The sequence below is a fragment of the Streptomyces lacrimifluminis genome, from assembly GCF_014646095.1.
Classification (GTDB): domain Bacteria; phylum Actinomycetota; class Actinomycetes; order Streptomycetales; family Streptomycetaceae; genus Streptomyces; species Streptomyces lacrimifluminis.
Map to the genome: position 1 here is coordinate 70,124 of NZ_BMMU01000029.1, position 19,921 is coordinate 90,044.

General features: G+C 70.1%; 16 protein-coding genes. 13 read left to right on the forward strand and 3 right to left on the reverse strand.

What is annotated here, in order from left to right; all coding sequences use genetic code 11:
* The first annotated feature begins 5 nt into the window (after window positions 1-5).
* The 3 genes from ilvN (at window position 6) to serA (ending at window position 3,505) form a co-directional block, all read left to right on the forward strand.
* Window positions 6-533, forward strand: a complete 528-nt coding sequence (ilvN, locus tag IEY89_RS32160) for an acetolactate synthase small subunit (protein ID WP_053739835.1) — start codon at window positions 6-8, stop codon at window positions 531-533.
* Window positions 534-664: 131 nt separating this feature from the next.
* Entirely contained in the window at window positions 665-1,663 is a 999-nt protein-coding gene (gene ilvC / locus IEY89_RS32165; protein WP_189151049.1) for a ketol-acid reductoisomerase, read from the forward strand.
* Between the two features lie 252 nt (window positions 1,664-1,915).
* Window positions 1,916-3,505 carry a phosphoglycerate dehydrogenase gene (gene serA / locus IEY89_RS32170; RefSeq protein WP_189151050.1) on the forward strand — a complete coding sequence of 530 codons (1,590 nt, stop codon included), beginning with the start codon at window positions 1,916-1,918 and terminating at the stop codon, window positions 3,503-3,505.
* Between the two features lie 156 nt (window positions 3,506-3,661).
* On the opposite strand, the gene IEY89_RS32175 is transcribed toward serA, so the two are convergent.
* Window positions 3,662-5,215 (reverse strand): MFS transporter, encoded by a 1,554-nt coding sequence (locus tag IEY89_RS32175; RefSeq protein ID WP_189151051.1) that lies wholly within the window; start codon window positions 5,213-5,215, stop codon window positions 3,662-3,664.
* 96 nt (window positions 5,216-5,311) lie between these two features.
* Between IEY89_RS32175 and IEY89_RS32180 the strand changes: the two genes are divergently transcribed.
* Window positions 5,312-5,911 (forward strand): TetR/AcrR family transcriptional regulator, encoded by a 600-nt coding sequence (locus tag IEY89_RS32180; protein ID WP_189151052.1) that lies wholly within the window; start codon window positions 5,312-5,314, stop codon window positions 5,909-5,911.
* 281 nt (window positions 5,912-6,192) lie between these two features.
* Entirely contained in the window at window positions 6,193-6,822 is a 630-nt protein-coding gene (locus IEY89_RS32185; RefSeq protein WP_189151053.1) for a hypothetical protein, read from the forward strand.
* Window positions 6,823-6,939: 117 nt separating this feature from the next.
* Here the strand turns inward: IEY89_RS32185 and IEY89_RS32190 are convergent, their stop codons facing one another.
* Window positions 6,940-8,136, reverse strand: coding sequence for a PucR family transcriptional regulator (locus tag IEY89_RS32190; protein ID WP_189151074.1), 1,197 nt, complete (start codon window positions 8,134-8,136; stop codon window positions 6,940-6,942).
* Window positions 8,137-8,277: 141 nt separating this feature from the next.
* On the opposite strand from IEY89_RS32190, the gene IEY89_RS32195 reads away from it, so the two are divergent.
* From IEY89_RS32195 to IEY89_RS41570, 4 genes are all read left to right on the forward strand, one after another.
* A complete protein-coding gene (locus tag IEY89_RS32195; RefSeq protein WP_189151054.1) occupies window positions 8,278-9,204 on the forward strand; it encodes a proline dehydrogenase family protein in 927 nt (308 codons plus the stop codon).
* A gap of 62 nt (window positions 9,205-9,266) precedes the next feature.
* Window positions 9,267-10,898 (forward strand): L-glutamate gamma-semialdehyde dehydrogenase, encoded by a 1,632-nt coding sequence (gene pruA / locus IEY89_RS32200; RefSeq protein ID WP_189151055.1) that lies wholly within the window; start codon window positions 9,267-9,269, stop codon window positions 10,896-10,898.
* Between the two features lie 520 nt (window positions 10,899-11,418).
* Window positions 11,419-11,958, forward strand: a complete 540-nt coding sequence (locus IEY89_RS32210) for a GNAT family N-acetyltransferase (protein WP_189151056.1) — start codon at window positions 11,419-11,421, stop codon at window positions 11,956-11,958.
* 249 nt (window positions 11,959-12,207) lie between these two features.
* Complete coding sequence (locus tag IEY89_RS41570; protein WP_006374903.1) at window positions 12,208-12,339, forward strand: hypothetical protein; 132 nt, start codon at window positions 12,208-12,210, stop codon at window positions 12,337-12,339.
* A gap of 10 nt (window positions 12,340-12,349) precedes the next feature.
* On the opposite strand, the gene IEY89_RS32215 is transcribed toward IEY89_RS41570, so the two are convergent.
* Window positions 12,350-13,921, reverse strand: a complete 1,572-nt coding sequence (locus IEY89_RS32215) for a purple acid phosphatase family protein (protein WP_189151057.1) — start codon at window positions 13,919-13,921, stop codon at window positions 12,350-12,352.
* 152 nt (window positions 13,922-14,073) lie between these two features.
* On the opposite strand from IEY89_RS32215, the gene IEY89_RS32220 reads away from it, so the two are divergent.
* From IEY89_RS32220 to cimA, 4 genes are all read left to right on the forward strand, one after another.
* Window positions 14,074-15,114 carry a 3-isopropylmalate dehydrogenase gene (locus IEY89_RS32220; protein ID WP_189151058.1) on the forward strand — a complete coding sequence of 347 codons (1,041 nt, stop codon included), beginning with the start codon at window positions 14,074-14,076 and terminating at the stop codon, window positions 15,112-15,114.
* A 263-nt stretch (window positions 15,115-15,377) separates the two neighbouring features.
* Window positions 15,378-16,466 (forward strand): branched-chain amino acid aminotransferase, encoded by a 1,089-nt coding sequence (locus IEY89_RS32225; RefSeq protein ID WP_189151059.1) that lies wholly within the window; start codon window positions 15,378-15,380, stop codon window positions 16,464-16,466.
* Window positions 16,467-16,724: 258 nt separating this feature from the next.
* Window positions 16,725-17,981, forward strand: coding sequence for a TolB-like translocation protein (locus tag IEY89_RS32230; RefSeq protein ID WP_189151060.1), 1,257 nt, complete (start codon window positions 16,725-16,727; stop codon window positions 17,979-17,981).
* A 321-nt stretch (window positions 17,982-18,302) separates the two neighbouring features.
* Window positions 18,303-19,907, forward strand: a complete 1,605-nt coding sequence (cimA, locus tag IEY89_RS32235; protein WP_189151061.1) for a citramalate synthase — start codon at window positions 18,303-18,305, stop codon at window positions 19,905-19,907.
* The last annotated feature ends 14 nt before the right edge of the window (window positions 19,908-19,921 follow it).

Here is a 19,921-nt window from a genome sequence, read left to right on the forward strand (position 1 = left end):
GAGACATGTCCAAGCACACCCTCTCCGTCCTCGTCGAGAACAAGCCAGGTGTCCTCGCCCGGATCACCGCCCTGTTCTCCCGGCGCGGCTTCAACATCGACTCGCTCGCCGTCGGTGTCACCGAGCACCCCGAGATCTCCCGCATCACCATCGTGGTCAACGTGATCGAGGCGCTCCCTCTCGAACAGGTCACCAAGCAGCTCAACAAGCTCGTCAACGTGCTGAAGATCGTCGAACTGGAATCCGGTTCGGCCGTTCAGCGTGAACTCGTTCTGGTGAAGGTGCGCGCGGACAACGAGACGCGCTCCCAGATCGTCGAGATCGTCCAGCTCTTCCGCGCCAAGACGGTCGACGTCTCGCCGGAGGCCGTCACCATCGAGGCCACCGGCAGCAGCGACAAGCTGTCCGCCATGCTCAAGATGCTGGAGCCGTACGGCATCAAGGAGCTGGTGCAGTCCGGCACCATCGCGATCGGCCGCGGCGCGCGCTCGATCACGGACCGGTCGCTGCGGGCCCTCGACCGGTCGGCCTGACCAGCGTCAAGGGCGGCGGATTCGGGCGGTCGGGTGATACCGGCCGCCCGTATACCGAGACCCCCGAACCTCACTTCCGCCCGCCGTCATACGGTGGGACGCAACATCTGCACCCAAGGAGAGAACCCAAAGTGGCCGAGCTGTTCTACGACGCCGACGCCGACCTGTCCATCATCCAGGGCCGCAAGGTCGCGGTCATCGGTTACGGCAGCCAGGGCCACGCCCACGCGCTGTCGCTCCGCGACTCTGGTGTCGACGTCCGCGTCGGTCTGCACGAGGGCTCCAAGTCGAAGGCGAAGGCCGAGGAGCAGGGCCTGCGCGTGGTGACCCCCGCCGAGGCCGCCGCCGAGGCCGACGTCATCATGATCCTGGTCCCGGACCCGATCCAGGCCCAGGTCTACGAGGAGTCCATCAAGGACAACCTCAACCAGGGCGACGCGCTGTTCTTCGGCCACGGCCTGAACATCCGCTTCGACTTCATCAAGCCCCCGGCCGGGATCGACGTCTGCATGGTCGCCCCCAAGGGCCCGGGCCACCTCGTGCGCCGCCAGTACGAGGAGGGCCGCGGCGTTCCGTGTATCGCGGCCGTCGAGCAGGACGCGACCGGCAACGCCTTCGCGCTGGCCCTGTCGTACGCCAAGGGCATCGGCGGCACCCGCGCCGGCGTCATCAAGACGACGTTCACCGAGGAGACCGAGACCGACCTGTTCGGTGAGCAGGCCGTTCTCTGCGGTGGTACGGCCGCGCTGGTCAAGGCCGGTTTCGAGACGCTGACCGAGGCCGGTTACCAGCCGGAGATCGCGTACTTCGAGTGCCTGCACGAGCTGAAGCTGATCGTCGACCTCATGTACGAGGGCGGCCTGGAGAAGATGCGCTGGAGCGTCTCCGAGACCGCCGAGTGGGGCGACTACGTCACCGGCCCCCGGATCATCACGGACGCCACCAAGGCCGAGATGAAGAAGATCCTGGCCGAGATCCAGGACGGCACCTTCGCGCGTGAGTGGATGGCCGAGTACCACGGCGGTCTGAAGAAGTACAACGAGTACAAGACGCAGGACGAGCAGAGCCTCCTGGAGACCACGGGCAAGGAGCTGCGCAAGCTCATGTCCTGGGTCGACGACGAGGCGTAGTTCTTGAGGGATGGGGCCGTGGCGCATGCTGCGGCCCCATTGCCGAACCCCCGGTAAGGCCTTGTCCGGGCTGACCCGTCACGGATGAGTGATCCTTCCGCAGGGGCGGGAGCCGCCCTTCGCCGCGCCACTACACTGCCGTACTACCAACGCGTCAGGCCCACAGCGTCGTGCGTCTCCAACGCGGTAGCACCCTCCACCGCCTGCGGCCGTCGGGACGGCCGTCCGCATAGGACTGAGTGAGGACCTCACGTGAGCTCGAAACCTGTCGTACTCATCGCTGAAGAGCTGTCGCCCGCGACCGTCGACGCGCTCGGCCCGGACTTCGAGATCCGGCACTGCAACGGAGCTGACCGAGCCGAACTGCTCCCCGCCATCGCCGACGTCGACGCGATCCTGATCCGCTCGGCCACCAAGGTCGACGCCGAGGCGGTCGCCGCCGCCCGCAAGCTGAAGGTCGTCGCACGAGCCGGCGTCGGCCTGGACAACGTGGACGTCGCCGCCGCCACCAAGGCCGGCGTGATGGTCGTCAACGCCCCCACCTCGAACATCGTCACCGCCGCCGAACTGGCCTGCGGTCTGCTGCTGGCGACCGCGCGCCACATTCCGCAGGCCAACACCGCGCTCAAGAACGGCGAGTGGAAGCGCAGCAAGTACACCGGCGTCGAGCTGGCCGAGAAGACCCTCGGTGTCGTGGGCCTCGGGCGCATCGGCGCGCTCGTCGCGCAGCGCATGTCCGCGTTCGGCATGAAGGTCGTCGCGTACGACCCGTACGTCCAGCCAGCCCGGGCCGCGCAGATGGGCGTCAAGGTGCTGTCCCTGGACGAGCTCCTGGAGGTCTCCGACTTCATCACCGTGCACCTGCCGAAGACCCCCGAGACCCTCGGTCTCATCGGTGACGAGGCGCTGCACAAGGTCAAGCCGAGCGTCCGCATCGTGAACGCCGCGCGCGGCGGGATCGTCGACGAGGAGGCGCTGTACTCGGCGCTCAAGGAGGGCCGCGTCGCCGGCGCCGGTCTCGACGTGTACGCGAAGGAGCCCTGCACGGACTCCCCGCTGTTCGAGCTGGACGAGGTCGTCTGCACCCCGCACCTCGGCGCGTCCACGGACGAGGCACAGGAGAAGGCCGGTATCGCCGTCGCCCGCTCGGTGCGTCTCGCGCTCGCCGGTGAGCTGGTCCCGGACGCGGTGAACGTCCAGGGCGGTGTCATCGCCGAGGACGTCAAGCCGGGTCTGCCGCTCGCCGAGAAGCTCGGCCGTATCTTCACCGCGCTCGCGGGCGAGGTCGCGGTCCGTCTCGACGTCGAGGTGTACGGCGAGATCACCCAGCACGACGTGAAGGTGCTGGAGCTGTCCGCGCTCAAGGGTGTGTTCGAGGACGTCGTCGACGAGACGGTGTCGTACGTCAACGCCCCGCTGTTCGCCCAGGAGCGCGGCGTCGAGGTGCGGCTGACGACCAGCTCGGAGTCGGCGGACCACCGCAACGTCGTGACCGTGCGCGGCACGCTCAGCAGCGGCGAGGAGGTGTCGGTCTCCGGCACGCTGGCCGGACCCAAGCACCACCAGAAGATCGTCGCGGTCGGCGAGTACGACGTCGACCTCGCGCTCGCCGACCACATGGTCGTGTACCGGTACGCGGACCGCCCGGGTGTCGTCGGCACGGTCGGCCGGATCTTCGGCGAGGCCGGGATCAACATCGCCGGGATGCAGGTGTCGCGGTCGGTGGCGGGTGGAGAGGCGCTGGCCGTCCTGACCGTCGACGACACGGTTGCCCCCGGTGTGCTCGCGGAGGTCGCCGAGGAGATCGGGGCGACGTCTGCTCGCTCGGTGAACCTGGTCTGAGGTGACCGTCGTCCGGGGGCTGCCGCCCCCGGGCCCCCGCTTCGGCCCTGAAGGGGCCTCGTCCTCAACCGCCGGGCGGGCTGGGATGCTGGGCGGCGCTTGTACGTGAACGCGGGCCTACTGGGAAACCTCAGTGGGCCCGCGTTTTCCGTTGTCTCAGACGCGGGAGACCTCCGTCGCCGCCTCCTCCACAGAGGTCTCCCGCACAGTCACCCCGCGAAGCGCCCGCGCCGCCAGCAAGGCCGCCCCAAGCAACACCATCACCCCCGTGATCGCCGCCGCCTGCATCCCGTGGGTGTACGCCTCCCTGGCCGCCGTGGCCAGCGCGTCTCCCGTGCGCGCCGGGAGCTGCTGGGCCACCGCCAGCGCGCCGCCCAGGGTCTCCTGGGCCGCGGTGGGTGCCGAGGCCGGGATGTCGTGTCGGTAGACCGCCGTACCGATCGAGCCCAGTACGGCCATGCCGAGCGCGCCGCCGAACTCCGTGCCCGACTCCAGCAGGGAGGCCGCGGTGCCCGCCTTGTCGAGGGGAGCGGTGCTCAGGCCCAGGTCCGTCATCTGGGACATCACGGTGACGATGCCGGCGGCGAGGACGCCCGCGCCGGCCAGGACCAGCCACAGCGAGTCCGTGCCGACCAGGGCCAGCAGCCCGTATCCGCACGCCGCGGTGAGGAATCCGCCGGCGACGACATGGGCACGCTGCACGCCCCGCTGGACGAGGGCGGCGGCGACCGGTGCGGCGATGCCGACCAGGACCGTCGGCAGCAGGCCCCACAGCGCGGCCTCGATGGAGCTCTTGCCGAGCACCGACTGGAGGTACTGCGTGGTGAAGTACGCCGAGCCCATCATCGCGAACGCCGACAGCAGGTTCAGCGTGACGGCAGGGCCGAAGCCGCGGCTCCGGAACAGCGCGGGGGAGATGAGGGGCGAGGCCGCCGTGCGCTGGCGCTGGACGAAGAGGTAGGCGAAGAACAGGCCGACGGTGACCGAGAGGACGTACTGCGCGTACCAGCCCTCCGACGGGATCTCCTTGAGGCCGTAGATCACGGGGAGGACGGCGGCCATCGACAGGAGGACGCCGAGGAGATCGAAGCGGCCCGGGTCCGGGTTCTTCGACTCGGGGAGCAGGATCGGGCCCAGGACCAGCAGCAGTGCCATCGCGGGCAGGTTGACCAGGAAGACCGAGCCCCACCAGAAGTACTCGACCAGCAGTCCGCTCATCACCGAGCCGAGGGCGATGCCTCCGGTCATCACGCCGGACCACACGCCGATCGCCTTGGCGCGCTGGCCGGGGTCGCGGAACATCGTGCGGACCAGGGCCATCGTCGACGGCATCAGGGTCGCGCCGCCGATGCCGAGGACCGCGCGGGCCGCGATCAGGGTCTCGGCGCTGTTCGCGTAGGCGGCGAGCAGCGAGCCCCCGCCGAAGGCGGCGGCGCCGATGAGGAGGAGCCGGCGGCGGCCGATACGGTCGCCGAGCGATCCCATCGTCATCAGCAGACCGGCCAGGACGAAGGCGTAGATGTCGAAGATCCACAGCTGCTGGGTGCCGGTCGGCTCCAGGTCCGCGCTGATCGCGGGGACCGCGAAATAGAGGACGGAGACGTCCATGGAGACCAGCAGCAGCGGCAGCATCAGCACGCCCAGCGCGGTCCATTCGCGGCGGCCTGCGCGGGGGCCGGGGGAGGTGGTCGTGCTGGTCGAGTTCGTCATGACCGGGAATATACGGTCGTATTAAACGACTGTCTAGAACGATTGTGTAATGCGTTCGTCTAGGACGACCGTATGGATCGCGGGTAGGGTGATCCCATGGGACACCGTGAGGATCTGCTCGAAGGCGCCAAACGCTGCCTGCTGGAGAAGGGCTTCGTGCGTACGACCGCGCGCGACATCGTCAGGGAGTCGGGGACCAACCTGGCGTCGATCGGCTACCACTACGGCTCGAAGGACAAGCTCCTCGCGGAGGCGTACGTCTCCCTGGTGGAGGGGCTCTCCGACGACTTCACCCCCGCCGTGGGGACGGCCGGCGGCACTGGGCCCGGCTCGCTCGACCGGTTCCAGGAGGTCTGGTCGAACATCATCGGCACCATGCAGGGGCCGGGTTCACTGTGGCGGCTGAGCGTGGAGATCGTGGCCATGGGGGACCAACTGCCCACCGTCCGCGACCACTTGGCGCAGGCCCAGCGGGAGGCGGGGCGCGGCATCATCCCGCTGTTCCTCGGAGGCAAGGAGGAGGACGTCTCGGAGGACGACGTCGACTCCGTCGGCCAGTTCTACAACACCCTGATGACCGGGCTCATCTGCCAGTACGTCTTCGATCCGGCGACGGCCCCGACCGCGGATCAACTCACGGAAGGGCTGCGCCGGGTCATCGGCGCGTCCCAGGCTGCAGGGACCGCCGCTTCGTGAGCACGGACTCCTGCGGAATCGTCGGATTCCGCGCGTGGTGAGCACTGCTTGTGGCCGCGGATCATGAGCAGTACGTCTCGCTGGGATTCCTCCGCGGTCGCTCCGAGTAGCGCCTGCCGTCATCGGCCCTCCGTCCGAGGCTGTGGGGCGCGGCAACCGTGAGCGGGCGCTGACGCTGGCGGCAGCCGTGTCAATGGCACTGTGCGCATACGCCGTCGTCTACCAGGGTTTCCTCGGGTCGGTTCTGGGCTGACCGGCCCCGGCACGAGTGGAGAAACGGTTTGAGCGTCTCTTGGTACCGGCGTGCTTGGGCTCCGGACGCGACCGTCGGCCTCGCTGTCCTTCTCCTGGGGCTCCTGGAGGTGGCCTGGCGCGCCCCGTCCACGGCCGACAGCCGACAGCTCCTGCTGGTCACGAGCGCCGCGACGGTGGTCGGCGGGAGCCGGCGCGCACCGGGTGCGGCGCTCGCGCTGGCCGCGCTGGCCGCGCTGGTGAGCGTGGCCCAGGTGCTGGCCGCCGCCCCTTTCCTGCTCGTCCAGGTCGGCGAGGCGAGCGTGCTCTTCGGCTGTGCCCGCTGGGGGAACCGGGCGACGCTTTGGCTGAGCGGCCTGGCCGCCCCCCTCGCCGTCGGTCTGGTCCTGCTGCACGCCGCCGCGGGTGGCCCGCTGCCGATCACGGGGCCCCTCGACGGGCTGAGCGTCTGGCTCAGCCAATCCGGGGCGAACTGGGCGTACGTCGTGCTGGTCACCTCCGTGACGCTCCTGCCGCTGGCGCCGTGGCGGATGGCGGTGGCGGCCCGGAGAGCATCCTGGACGACGTCCGATGCGCACGTCCCGCCACACACGCGGAGCTGGACGAGGCGGCCCGTACGCACGGCGTGCCCCTTCCCGACAACGGGGCTGAACCCTTGATCGCCATGCGGAGGACGGTAGTTACTGAGAGCGGTTAGTGACCACGGACCCGTGAAATTGCTCATCCATTGCCCATTTCACGGGTCCGTTGTCCATCAAGACGCGGATACACCAGACCTAGAGCCGCGCACCCTTCAGTGCCATGTGCAGCAACAGGCGGTCCTCGCCGTCGTCCAGGTCCAGGCCCGTCAGCTGCTCCACCCGGGACAGGCGGTAGTACAGCGTCTGGCGGTGGATGCCCAGTTCGGCCGCGGTGCGGCCCGCCTGGCCCGCGCGGTCCAGATAGATCTCCGCCGTGCGGGCCAGTTCCTGGTGGGCGGGGGAGAGCAGGGTGCGTACGGCGGGGTCCTGGGCCGTGTCCGGGGGCAGCGCCGTGAGCAGGCGGTACGGGCCGATGGCGCCCCACTCCGCGACCGGGCCGAGGTGCGGTTCCGCCAGGGCCGCGCGGGCCGCCGCCGACGCCTCCTGCCAGCCGGCGCCCAGACCGGCGAGGCCGGTGCGCGGTGCGCCGACGCCGGCCGCGACCGCGCCCTCCGTCTCCTTCAGCAGCCGGGACGCCGCCGTCAGAGCCGGGGCGGGTACGTCCGTCGCGCGCAGCCTGACCAGCAGCGCCAGGCTCCGGGCCGTCGTGCCCCACGGCACCGTGCACACCGCTGTCGCGTGCGGCACCGTACGGGCCGACGGGGCGTCGTCCGGATCCGCCGACGGCCAGGGCGCCACACACACCAGCGCGTGCGGGCCCTCGCCGCGTGCCCCCAGGGCCGTACGCAGCGCCGCCACCGCCATGTCCCGCTGCCAGCCGCGCTCGGCGGTCAGCGCGGTCCGGAACTCGCGGCTCAGATCGGCCCCCGCCTGCGCCTCGTCCGCGAGCAGCGCGCCGATCCGGTCCGCCACCTCCATGGCCGCCGTGAGCTGCTCCGCCGACGGCCCCGGATCGTCGTCCAGCAGCCAGACGTAACCGAGGACGACACTCCGATGGCGTACGGGGAGACAGATCCGCCCCCGGTACACCCCCGCCTCCGGGGTGGGCGGGATACGGACCGGGCCGGTCGCCCGCGTGATGCCGAAGCCCTCGAACCACGCGCGCACCGCGGGTGTCGAGCGGCGGGTCAGGATCGAGCGGGCGCGGACCGGGTCCAGCGCCGAGGCGTCCAGTTCGCCCTCGCTGTCGTAGGCGCCGAAGGCGAGCAGCTCGAAGTCGCGGTTCTCCAGCGTCGCGGGGGCACCGAGAAGCTCCGAGATGTCGTCCACCAGTTCCTGGTAGTCACCGTGGTGGTCGCCGCTCGCCTGGCTCATGGGGGCATTCTCGCGCATTCCGGCGGCGCTTTCAGACATCTGTATGAGATCGGGGGCACGGATGCGTGACAGCTGTCGATGGCCCACGATCGGAAGGATCCCTAGGTTTCACGGTGGTTCTCCGGTTCTCCGTCTACCGGCCTTTTGTGGAGGTGCCCCGTGCTGGGTCCCGTGATTCTCGCCGCCTCGCGCAGCGACCGGATGCGCCGGCTGATCTCGGCCGCCCCGGTGACCGGGCCGGTCGTCGACCGCTTCATCCCCGGTGAGACGGTCGACGACGTCCTGCCGATCGTCCAGGACCTCACCGACCGGGGGCTGGAAGTCACCCTGGACGTCGTCGGCGAGGACATCACCACCCCCGAGCAGGCCGCCGCCGCCCGGGACGCCTATCTGGAGCTGGTCGAGCGGCTCGGGGACCTGGAACTGGGCACCCGCGCCGAGATGTCCGTCAAGCTGTCGCTGTTCGGCCAGGCGCTGCGGGGCGGGCACGAGCTGGCCCTGGCCAACGTCCGGCCCGTCGTCGAGGCCGCCGCCGCGATCGGCACGACGGTCACGCTCGACGCGGAGGACCACACCACCCTGGACTCGATGTTCGCGATCCACGAGGAACTCCGGAAGGACTTCCCGCAGACCGGCTGCGTCATCCAGGCCTACCTGTACCGCACCGAGGCCGACGCCCGCCGCCTCGCCGACAGCGGCAGCCGCGTACGGCTGGTGAAGGGCGCGTACAAGGAGCCCGCCGAGGTCGCCTACCAGCAGAGGTCCGAGACCGACAAGGCGTACGTCCGCGTCCTGAGGATCCTCATGGAGGGCGAGGGGTACCCGATGATCGGGTCCCACGACCCGCGCCTCATCTCCATCGCCCAGGAACTCGCCCGGCGCGCGAGCCGCAAGCCCGACGAGTACGAGTTCCAGATGCTGTACGGGATCAGGAGCGACGAGCATCTGCGGCTCGCCGCCGAGGGACACCGGATGCGTGTCTACACCGCCTACGGGACGGACTGGTACGGGTACTTCATGCGGAGGCTGGCCGAACGCCCCGCCAACCTCCTGTTCTTCGGCCGTTCGATCCTCACCAAGGGCTGAGACCAAGGGATTTGGCCCCCGACAACACCCACTCACTCGCCCCCCAAGGAGATTCGGAACCAATGGACGCCGTCACCCAGGTCCCCACCCCCGTCAACGAGCCGGTGCACGGCTACGCCCCCGGGTCGCCCGAGCGGGCCCGCCTGGAGGCCAAGCTCAAGGAGCTCGCCGAGAACCCCGTCGACCTGCCGATGACCATCGGCGGCGCGCGGCGCATGGGTGGCGGCGAGCGATTCGACGTCGTGCAGCCGCACCACCACAAGGCCCGCCTCGGCACCTACGCCAACGCCACCCAGCAGGACGCCCAGGACGCGATCGACGCGGCCCTCGCCGCCGCGCCCGCCTGGCGCGCGATGTCGTTCGACGACCGTGCCGCGATCATCCTGCGCGCCGCCGAACTGCTGGCCGGCCCCTGGCGCGAGACCCTCGCCGCCTCCACCATGCTCGGCCAGTCGAAGACCGCCCAGCAGGCCGAGATCGACTGTCCGTGCGAGCTCGTCGACTTCTGGCGCTTCAACGTCAAGTACGCGCGCGACCTGCTCGCCGAGCAGCCGCCCGCCAACTCCCCGGGCGTCTGGAACCGTCTCGACCACCGCCCCCTCGAAGGCTTCGTCTACGCGATCACCCCCTTCAACTTCACGGCCATCGCGGGCAATCTCCCGACCGCGCCCGCCCTCATGGGCAACGTGGTGGTGTGGAAGCCGTCCCCGACGCAGACCCACTCCGCCGTTCTCCTCATGCGGTTGCTGGAGGAGGCCGGGCTGCCCAAGGGCGTCATCAACCTCGTCACCGGTGACGGCATCGAGGTCTCCAAGGTGGCCCTGGAGCACCCCGATCTGGCCGGCATCCACTTCACCGGGTCGACGAAGACCTTCCAGTACCTGTGGAAGACGGTCGGCGCCAACATCGAGAAGTACCGCTCGTACCCGCGTCTCGTCGGCGAGACCGGCGGCAAGGATTTCGTCGTCGCCCACCCGAGCGCCGACCGCGCGGTCCTGAAGACGGCCCTCACGCGGGGTGCCTTCGAGTACCAGGGCCAGAAGTGCAGCGCGACCTCCCGCGCCTACATCCCGGCCTCCATCTGGAACGACGGGTTCCGCGAGGAGTTCGCCGCCGAGGCCGACCACCTGACCATGGGTGACGTCACCGACCTCGGCAACTTCATCGGGGCGGTCATCGACGAGCGTGCCTTCGCCAAGAACAAGGCCGCCATCGACCGCGCGAAGTCCGACCCGACGTGCACGATCGTGGCGGGCGGCTCCTACGACGACTCGGTCGGCTACTTCGTCCGCCCGACGGTCGTGGAGTGCACGGACCCCGCCAACCAGGTCTTCACCACCGAGTACTTCGGCCCGTTCCTCGCCGTGTACGTCTACGAGGACGACAAGTACGACGCGATGCTGACCCAGATGGAGTCCGTGTCCGACTACGCGCTGACCGGCTCGGTCATCTCCGGTGACCGCGCGGCAGCCGCGTACACGATGGAGAAGCTGCGCTACGCGGCCGGCAACTTCTACATCAACGACAAGTCGACCGGCGCGGTCGTCGGGCAGCAGCCGTTCGGCGGCGGGCGCGCGTCCGGCACCAACGACAAGGCGGGGGCCCCGCAGAACCTGATGCGCTGGACCCTGACCCGCGCCATCAAGGAGACCCTGGTCGCGCCGACCGACTACCCGTACCCGCACATGGGCTGACGGCTGATAGCTGTCGGCTCACGGGTGAACGCCGGGTCCGCGTACACGCGGGCCCGGCGTTCGTCACACCGCCCCGGACCAGGGCGCCCGGCGGGCCGTCAGCCACCGTCTCCACCAGCAGGCGGCCGGCGCCGAGTCGCAGTGGTACGTCCCGTCGGGCGAGTACGGCGGCCAGGCCCGGGCCCGGTCGACACCCGTGTCTCCTTCCGCGGCGCCAGGGCAGTCGCCGCAGGCAGTGGCGGGCCTCGGGGCGGGTCTCGTACGACGCCGGGGTGCCGACGAGGTTCTGGACGCCCGACTCGTTCAGCACCGTCAGGCCCACCACGCGCTCCTCCTCGCCGCCCACGCACTCCATCGTCAGGAGCTGTGGCCAGGTGCGTCGCATGCGCTTGGGGATCGTCGAGCCGTGGAAGCCGACGAGGAGGTCGTGACGGGCCGTCGCTTCCAGGGCCTCGTCGTACCAGCGCGTGCGCTGCCGCGACTACGAGTTCTGGGTTCCGGGCTTCGGGATACTGGAGTCATGGCCCACACGCTGCGCACCGCCCACACGGCCGACCTCACCCGGGCCGAACTCGCCGCCGCCCGCGACCTCCTGGGCGCCGCGTTCGACGGCGGCTTCTCCGGCGAGGACTGGGAGCACGCGCTCGGCGGCATCCACGCCCTCGTCCACGACGCCACCGGCCTCCTCGCCCATGGCTCGGTCGTCATGCGGCGCGCGCTGCACCGGGGCCGCTGGCTGCGTGTCGGCTACGTGGAGGCGGTCGCTGTCCGGGCCGACGCCCGCCGTCGTGGCCTCGGCGGGGAGGTGATGGGCGCGCTGGAGCGATTCGTCGACGGCGGCTACGACGTGGGCGCGCTGTCCGCGAGCGTCGACGGCGCCGCCCTCTACGAGGCCAGGGGCTGGCAGCTCTGGCCGGGGCGGATCAGCGCCCTCGGTACGGACGGGGTGATCCACCTTCCGGAAGAGGAGGGCAGTGTCTTCGTCCGCCGGGCCGCTGCCGGTTCGCTCGACCCCGCGGACGGTCTGGTCTTCGACTGGCGAGACGGTGACGTGCTGTAAAACACCAGGTCAACGGGGTGTGACCCAATCCACCGTCTCAGATAGTAGGAAGTCCGAGTAACGGTGGAGACAGATGCCCTGTCCTCGCCTAGCTTGGTGGGAGCCGAACGTCTCGCCAGACCAAGCGAATGACGGTCGTGGGCCGGTACCCCGTGCAGGCAACCCCTGCGGTACCGCTGCTCCCCGTCCCACCCGGCGTCTCGCATCCCCCTGCCGTACTCCCGGATTCCCTGAAGGAGTCGATTTCCCATGGCCGAGACGACCGTCCGCCGCCGAGTCCGCCACGTCTCCCCGACGAGCGAGTCCGACCGCAAGAACGCCGCCGCAGCCCTCCAGCGCGCCCTCGACCGCCGGGACAACGGCGGCCAGACAGGTCACTGAGGGCGGTTCGCTACCCGCGCCGCACCTCGAAGTGGTCGATCCGCTCCCCGCTCTGCGCCAGCGCCGACACCGTGAGCCGGGGAGCCGTGCCCGGTGCGCCTGCCGCCGCCTCCACGGAGAGGAACGAGTAGCCGGTGTAGCGCACGCGTGACCACTCCACGGTGTCCTCGTGCCGGTCCTGCGACCTCGTCCAGTGGTAGGTCTCCACCGACTCCCGGTCGGCGACCTTCCCCTCGAAGCTGTCCTTCACCCCGTACGGGAAGCCGTACAGGCTCTTGCCGGCGCCGCCCGCCGTGACGTACACGGTGCCGTCCCGTGTCGGGTCGGTCGACGCGCCGACCGGGACCTGCCGGCCCACCCGGCCTCCCCTGAGGGCGTCCGTCCGCTCGTACACATGGTTGTGGCCGTTGATCACCAGGTCCACCTGGTGCTTGTCGAAGAGCGGCAGCCAGGCGTCCCGTACGCCGCCGTCGGAGGCGTGGGCGGACGTCGTCGAGTACGCGCAGTGGTGGAAGAAGACCACGACGAAATCGATCGCGTCCGACGCGCGCAGCTCGGCGAGCCGTCGGTCCAGCCACGCCGTCTGGCGGCCGTCCGAGTGGCCCAGGTTCGCCGGGATCTCGTACGACACGTCGTTCGCGTCCAGCGCCACGACCCCGACATTGCCGTACGCGAAGGAGTAGGCGCCCGGTGTGTTCCGGGCGTCGAAGCCGTTGTCCGGGAGTGACCAGCGGGCCGACTGGCCGCCGTACCCGTTCGGGGAGTACCACGCCTCCATGTCGTGGTTGCCGGTCGTCACCATCCACGGCACCGACTTCGCGACCGTCTCCGTCTGCTTCAGGAACAGGTCCCAGGCGGTGGGGTCGTAGCTGTCCGACTTCTCGCCGTGGCCGGTGACGTCCGCGTAGCAGATGTCACCGGCGTGGAGGTGGAAGGCGGGGTTCCGGCCGAGCAGTACCTTGTCGTTGGCGAGCGCGTCGGGCGTGACGCCCTGGTCGCCGAAGGCGGTGAACACGAAGCTCGCGGGGCCGGTCGCGGGTGCTGTGCGGAAGGTGCTGAGGGTCGGCCTGTGCGCGCCGGACGCCGGGTCGAAGCCCTCGTGGCCGACGCCGTAGTAGTACGTCGTCCCGGGACGCAGTCCGTCGAGCGCCGCGTGCACGTAGTACTGGTCCAGGTCGAGGCGTACGCCCGACAGCCCCGGCGTGTGCAGCGGGCGGACCTCGGCCTCGACGCGGCGGCTCAGGTCGCCGGGCGTCGGTCCGACACGCACGTACGGCTTCCGCACCGCGAACGGTACCTGCCAGGAGATCCGCATCTGTGTCTTCGGGTCGGCGCCGAAGGCGAGGTGACGGCCGAAGGGGGTGACGGCGGAGCCGGGGACCCTGCTGGTCGCGGGGTTCGCCGTCCCCGTGCTCGACGAACAGCCGGCGAGCAGGCCGCCGCCGGCCAGCGCGCCCGCCGTCACCAGCGCGCGGCGCCGGGTGAGCCGCGTCCGCATGTACTCGTACTGCTCCGCCATGCTCATCCGGCGGGCCAGCTGAGGCGGAATGCCGACGTCGGGGGTGTCCGGGGGACTGTCCATGGGAGGGAACCTCCCAGCAATCCCCGACGTCCGCCAGACGTACAGGTGAACGCCGGTCGAAGAGCGGCCGGTTCCGCACGTCTCACCTCCAGGCCGTGTCCGTATCGCGGACACGGTGTGTCATCCCATGGGACCCGGAGTACGGTGCCGGTATGTCTCGCAGCATCAATCTCGCAGTGATTCCCGGTGACGGCATCGGCCAGGAGGTCGTGGCCCAGGGGCTGAAGGTGCTCTCCGCCGTCCTTCCGCAGGATGTGAAGCTGGAGACCAGGGAGTTCGACTTCGGAGCCCGGCGCTACCGCGCCACCGGTGAGACCCTCACCGACGCCGACCTGGACGCGCTCAAGAAGCACGACGCCATCCTGCTCGGTGCGATCGGTGACCCGAGCGTGCCTTCCGGCGTCCTGGAGCGCGGCTTCCTGCTGAAGCTCCGCTTCGCCTTCGACCACCACGTCAACCTGCGTCCGTCGAGGCTCCTGCCCGGGGTCGCCACCCCGCTGGCCGGGCAGCCGGCGATCGACTTCGTGGTCGTCCGCGAGGGCACCGAGGGCCCGTACACCGGCAACGGCGGCACCATCCGCCAGGGCACCCCCCACGCGGTCGCCACCGAGGTGTCGCTGAACACCGCCTTCGGCATCGAGCGGGTCGTCCGCGACGCCTACGCCCGCGCCCAGGCCCGCCCCCGCAAGAAGCTGGCGCTCGTCCACAAGAACAACGTGCTCGTGCACGCCGGTCACCTGTGGACGGACATCTTCAACAAGGTGGGCGAGGAGTTCCCCGACGTCACCACCGAGTACATGCACGTGGACGCGGCGACGATCTACCTCGTCACGCAGCCCGAGCGCTTCGACGTGATCGTCACCGACAACCTCTTCGGCGACATCATCACCGACCTCGCCGCGGCCGTCTCCGGCGGCATCGGCGTCGCCGCGAGCGGGAACATCAACCCGGCCGGCGAGTACCCCTCGATGTTCGAGCCCGTGCACGGCTCGGCCCCGGACATCGCCGGTCAGGGCAAGGCCGACCCCAGTGCCACCGTCCTGTCCGTCGCCCTCCTGCTGCGCCACCTCGGCTACGAGTCCGAGGCCGCCCGCATCGAGGACGCCGTCACCGCCGACCTCGCGGAGCGCGGCACGACGACCCGTACGACCGACGAGATCGGCGACGCTCTCGCCGTACGAGTAGCCGGCTGACCCGCGGCGCTCCACTCGAAAACTTTCGAAGCCGCCGGGTCGCGTATGCACCCGGCGGCTTCTCTTATGTCCCCGCCGGGTGTCACCATCATCCCCTGGGTCGCATTCACGCCCTTTTCGTCCATGGCCCCCTTCGCGCGATAATCGAACGCGGAGCCGCGGACTGAGGGAATGCTCGGACGTCCTCACACTGACCACCAGTCGAACGGTCATGGGCGTGGGCGCGGCCCGTCACACACAAGACCGGTGAAGGACACCCACTCATGACGACGCCCACGATCGAGCTCAAGCCCTCGGCCTCGCCACTCTCCGGTGCGGAGCGCGAGGCGATCCTGGCCAGCCCCGGCTTCGGCCGCCACTTCACCGACCACATGGTGACCATCAAGTGGACCGAGGGCCGCGGCTGGCACGACGGCCAGCTCGTCCCGTACGGCCCGCTCTCCATCGACCCCGCGAACATGACCCTGCACTACGCGCAGGAGATCTTCGAGGGTCTCAAGGCCTACCGCCGCCCCGACGGTTCCGTCGCCACCTTCCGGCCGGAGAAGAACGCCCTGCGCTTCCAGCACTCCGCGCGCCGTCTGGCCATGCCCGAACTGCCCGTCGAGACGTTCATCGAGGCCATCGACACGCTCGTGCGCCAGGACCGGGACTGGGTGCCCGCACACGGCGGTGAGGAGTCCCTCTACCTGCGCCCCTTCATGATCGCCACGGAGATCGGCCTCGGCGTCAAGCCGGCCAACGAGTACCTGTTCCTGGTGATCGCGTCCCCCGCCGGCGCCTACTTCCCCGGTGGCGTGCAGCCCGTCTCCATCTGGCTCTCCGAGGACCGCGTCCGCGCCGTCCCCGGCGGCATGGGCGACGCCAAGACCGGCGGCAACTACGCGGCCTCCCTGCTCGCCCAGGCCGAGGCCGCCGGACACGGCTGCGCCCAGGTCTGCTACGTCGACGCCGTCGAGCACAAGTGGATCGAGGAACTCGGCGGCATGAACCTGTACTTCGTGTACGGGGACCGCATCGTCACCCCCTCCCTCACCGGTTCCATCCTGGAGGGCGTCACCCGTGACTCCCTCCTCACCGTCGCCCGCGACCTCGGCTACACCGCCGAGGAGGGCCGCATCTCCGTCGACCAGTGGCAGCGCGACGCCGAGAACGGCACCCTGACCGAGGTCTTCGCCTGTGGTACGGCGGCCGTCATCACCCCCGTCGGCACGGTCAAGCGCGCCGACGTCGAGTGGCAGCAGAGCGGCGGCGAGCCCGGCGAGGTCACGCTGCGCCTGCGCGAGGCGCTCCTCGACATCCAGCGCGGCACCGCCGAGGACAAGCACGCCTGGATGCATGTTCTCGGCTGAGGGCCGGCGGGTTCTTGGCCATGGACCGGTGGATTTATGGCCGCGGGCCGGTTGGGGCTGGTCGCGCAGTTCCCCGCGCCCCTTTCGGGGTCGGGGGACTGTACGGTTCCCGGAATTGGTGAGGACCACACGGACGCGTGAACTCCCGTTCAGGTTGTACTCAATATGACTGATTGACCCGTATCGTGAATATGCGTTTGCATCGCATGCATCGCGGAAGCAGCACCCTGCGGGGGCAGGGGAAACGGGGGAACAGGCATGTTCGCAATCACGCGCGCGATGACCGTCGCGGCGATCACGGCGGGGGCGGTCGCACTGTCGGTGACCTCGGCGGCTCCGGCGCCGCCGCGCCCGACCGAGCGGGTCACGGTGTCGGCCGCCGGGGAGCAGGGCGACAGTTACTCGGCAGGCCCGTACCTCAGCGACGACGGCCGCTATGCCGCGTTCGGTTCCCACGCCAAGAACCTGGTCCCTGGTGACACCAACGGCGTTGAGGACGCCTTCGTCCGGGATCTGCGCACGGGCCGGGTGAGCCGGGTCAGCGTCGCGACGGACGGCACCCAGGCCGACCGGGGCACCGGCGTCGTGGCCATCAGTGCCGACGGCCGCTTCGTGGTGCTCGTCTCGACGGCGACGAACCTCGCCAAGTGGCCCGAGCCGCAGGTCTACTGGGCCCAGGACGTGTACGTCCACGACCGCCGCACCGGCCGCACGGACCGGATCAGCAAGACCCCGACGGGCGCGTCCTCGTACGCCCACGGAGTCGCCCGGATCTCCGACGACGGCCGCTACGTCGCCTTCAACGCCCGGCCCAGCCAGCTGGAGAGCGCCGACAGGCCCATCCATCCGGCCGTGTACCTCGCCGACCGCCGCACGGGGAAGATCGAGCGGATCACCAACCGCGACCACCCGACCCGCGGCGCGTACCACCTCGACCTGAGCGCGGACGGCCGTTACGTGGCGTACACGCAGTTCGAGCCGCGCGGCGGCGGGGGCCGGCTGTGGGTGCACGACCGCCGCACCCACACCGAGGAACCGGTCGACGTGAAGCCGGACGGCACCCCGTCCGCGTTTTACGGCCTCACCCCGTCGCTCTCGGCGAACGGCCGGATCATCGCCTTCGAGCACCACGGCGACGACCTGGTGGCCGGCGGCACCGTCAACACCCACACCTATGTGCGCGACCTGCGGACCGACAGGACCCGGGGCGTCGTCCACGACGGAGCGGGCGGCGCGTCCGTCTTCGGGCCCGAGCTCAGCGGCGACGGCCGGAACGTCGGCTATGTGTTCGCGGCCCCACAGGGCCAGGGCAACGCGTACGTACGGGATCTGCGCACCGGGAAGTCCCGGCTCGCCAGCCCTGCCGTCACCGGCGGCCCGGTCACGGACGACCCCGTCCACATCACCTCGTTCGGCGGCAAGGACCGACTCCTCGGCCTCGGCAGCACCTCCGCGCAGTTGGTCAGGGGCGACACGAACGGCGAGACCGACGGCTTTGTACGCCGCCTGCGATGACCCTCAGGCGTCACTCCTCGGGTTCGCATGCTGAGACACCGCTGAGCGCGGGGGCAGTGCTGTGCAAGACTGCTCCCGTGCTCTCGTTCGCCACGATTATTGGCAGCAGGCGCGCCGGTCCGCAGTGACCGCCTCGTACTAACAGGTACGGGCGGCCATCGTCGTCTTCGACCCGCGCGCAGACCTCTCGCACCCGCGAGGGGTTTTTCGCTTTTCTGGCCCACCTTCAGCCGGAGAAGAAGCGCGAGGGATCATTGGGGGACGGTGGAGCCGGTCATTCCGGTACAGACCGAGATCGACATCCTCAGGAGCCTTGAGATCATGACGGAACCCAGCGAACCCGACGACTCGTTCCACGTCTTCGACACCACCCTGCGCGACGGCGCCCAGCGCGAGGGCATCAACCTCACCGTCGCCGACAAGCTGGCCATCGCACGGCACCTGGACGACTTCGGCGTCGGATTCATCGAGGGCGGCTGGCCGGGCGCCAACCCGCGCGACACCGAGTTCTTCGCCCGCGCTCAGCGGGAGATCGACTTCAAGCACGCCCAGCTGGTGGCCTTCGGCGCCACCCGCCGGGCCGGCGGCAAGGCGAGCGAGGACCCGCAGGTCAAGGCACTCCTCGACTCCGGCGCTCCCGTCGTCACCCTGGTCGCCAAGTCCCACGACCGACACGTCGAACTGGCGCTGCGCACGACCCTCGACGAGAACCTGGAGATGGTCCGCGACACCGTCGCCCACCTGCGTTCCCAGGGCCGCCGTGTCTTCGTCGACTGCGAGCACTTCTTCGACGGCTACCGCGCGAACCCCGAGTACGCGAAGGCCGTCGTCCGCGCCGCCTCCGAGGCCGGCGCCGATGTCGTCATCCTCTGCGACACCAACGGCGGCATGCTTCCGGCCCAGGTCCAGGCGGTCGTCTCCACGGTCCTCGCCGACACCGGCGCCCGCCTCGGTATCCACGCACAGGACGACACGGGCTGCGCGGTCGCCAACACCCTCGCCGCCGTGGACGCGGGCGCGACCCACGTCCAGTGCACGGCGAACGGCTACGGCGAGCGCGTCGGCAACGCCAACCTGTTCCCGGTCGTGGCCGCCCTGGAGCTGAAGTACGGCAAGAAGGTCCTGCCCGACGGCGCGCTGCGCGAGATGACCCGTATCTCCCACGCCATCGCCGAGGTCGTCAACCTGACGCCGTCCACGCATCAGCCGTACGTGGGAGTCTCGGCCTTCGCCCACAAGGCGGGCCTGCACGCCTCGGCCATCAAGGTCGACCCCGATCTCTACCAGCACATCGACCCCGAGCAGGTCGGCAACACCATGCGGATGCTGGTCTCCGACATGGCCGGCCGCGCCTCGATCGAGCTCAAGGGCAGGGAACTCGGCGTGGACCTCGGCGACGACCGGGAGCTGGTCGGCCGGGTCGTGGGGAGAGTCAAGGAGCGTGAGCTGCAGGGCTACACGTTCGAGGCGGCCGACGCGTCCTTCGAACTGCTGCTGCGGGCGGAGGCCGAGGGCAGGGCCCGTACGTACTTCGAGGTCGAGTCCTGGCGTGCGATCGTCGAGGACCGCCCCGACGGCAGCCACGCCAACGAGGCCACGGTCAAGATCTTCGCGAAGGGCGAGCGCATCGTCGCGACGGCGGAGGGCAACGGCCCGGTGAACGCCCTCGACCGCGCCCTGAAGGTCGCCCTGGAGAAGATCTACCCGCCGCTCGCCCAGCTGGAGCTGGTCGACTACAAGGTCCGCATCCTGGAGGGCAAGCACGGTACGCAGTCCACGACCCGCGTCCTGATCTCCACCTCGGACGGCAAGGGCGAGTGGTCGACGGTGGGCGTCGCCGACAACGTGATCGCCGCGTCCTGGGAGGCGCTGGCGGACGCCTACACGTACGGACTGCTGCGGGCGGGCGTCGAGCCCGCCGAGTAGGGAGACCCGATCCG

Bases quoted from the DNA above. Each gene is read 5' to 3' on its own strand.
- ilvN (WP_053739835.1), top strand. From the start codon at position 6: ATGTCCAAGCACACCCTCTCCGTCCTCGTCGAGAACAAGCCAGGTGTC.
- IEY89_RS32175 (WP_189151051.1), bottom strand. From the start codon at position 5,215: ATGACGAACTCGACCAGCACGACCACCTCCCCCGGCCCCCGCGCAGGC.
- IEY89_RS32180 (WP_189151052.1), top strand. From the start codon at position 5,312: ATGGGACACCGTGAGGATCTGCTCGAAGGCGCCAAACGCTGCCTGCTG.
- IEY89_RS32190 (WP_189151074.1), bottom strand. From the start codon at position 8,136: ATGCGCGAGAATGCCCCCATGAGCCAGGCGAGCGGCGACCACCACGGT.
- pruA (WP_189151055.1), top strand. From the start codon at position 9,267: ATGGACGCCGTCACCCAGGTCCCCACCCCCGTCAACGAGCCGGTGCAC.
- IEY89_RS32210 (WP_189151056.1), top strand. From the start codon at position 11,419: ATGGCCCACACGCTGCGCACCGCCCACACGGCCGACCTCACCCGGGCC.
- IEY89_RS41570 (WP_006374903.1), top strand. From the start codon at position 12,208: ATGGCCGAGACGACCGTCCGCCGCCGAGTCCGCCACGTCTCCCCGACG.
- IEY89_RS32215 (WP_189151057.1), bottom strand. From the start codon at position 13,921: ATGGACAGTCCCCCGGACACCCCCGACGTCGGCATTCCGCCTCAGCTG.
- IEY89_RS32220 (WP_189151058.1), top strand. From the start codon at position 14,074: ATGTCTCGCAGCATCAATCTCGCAGTGATTCCCGGTGACGGCATCGGC.
- IEY89_RS32225 (WP_189151059.1), top strand. From the start codon at position 15,378: ATGACGACGCCCACGATCGAGCTCAAGCCCTCGGCCTCGCCACTCTCC.
- IEY89_RS32230 (WP_189151060.1), top strand. From the start codon at position 16,725: ATGTTCGCAATCACGCGCGCGATGACCGTCGCGGCGATCACGGCGGGG.
- cimA (WP_189151061.1), top strand. From the start codon at position 18,303: ATGACGGAACCCAGCGAACCCGACGACTCGTTCCACGTCTTCGACACC.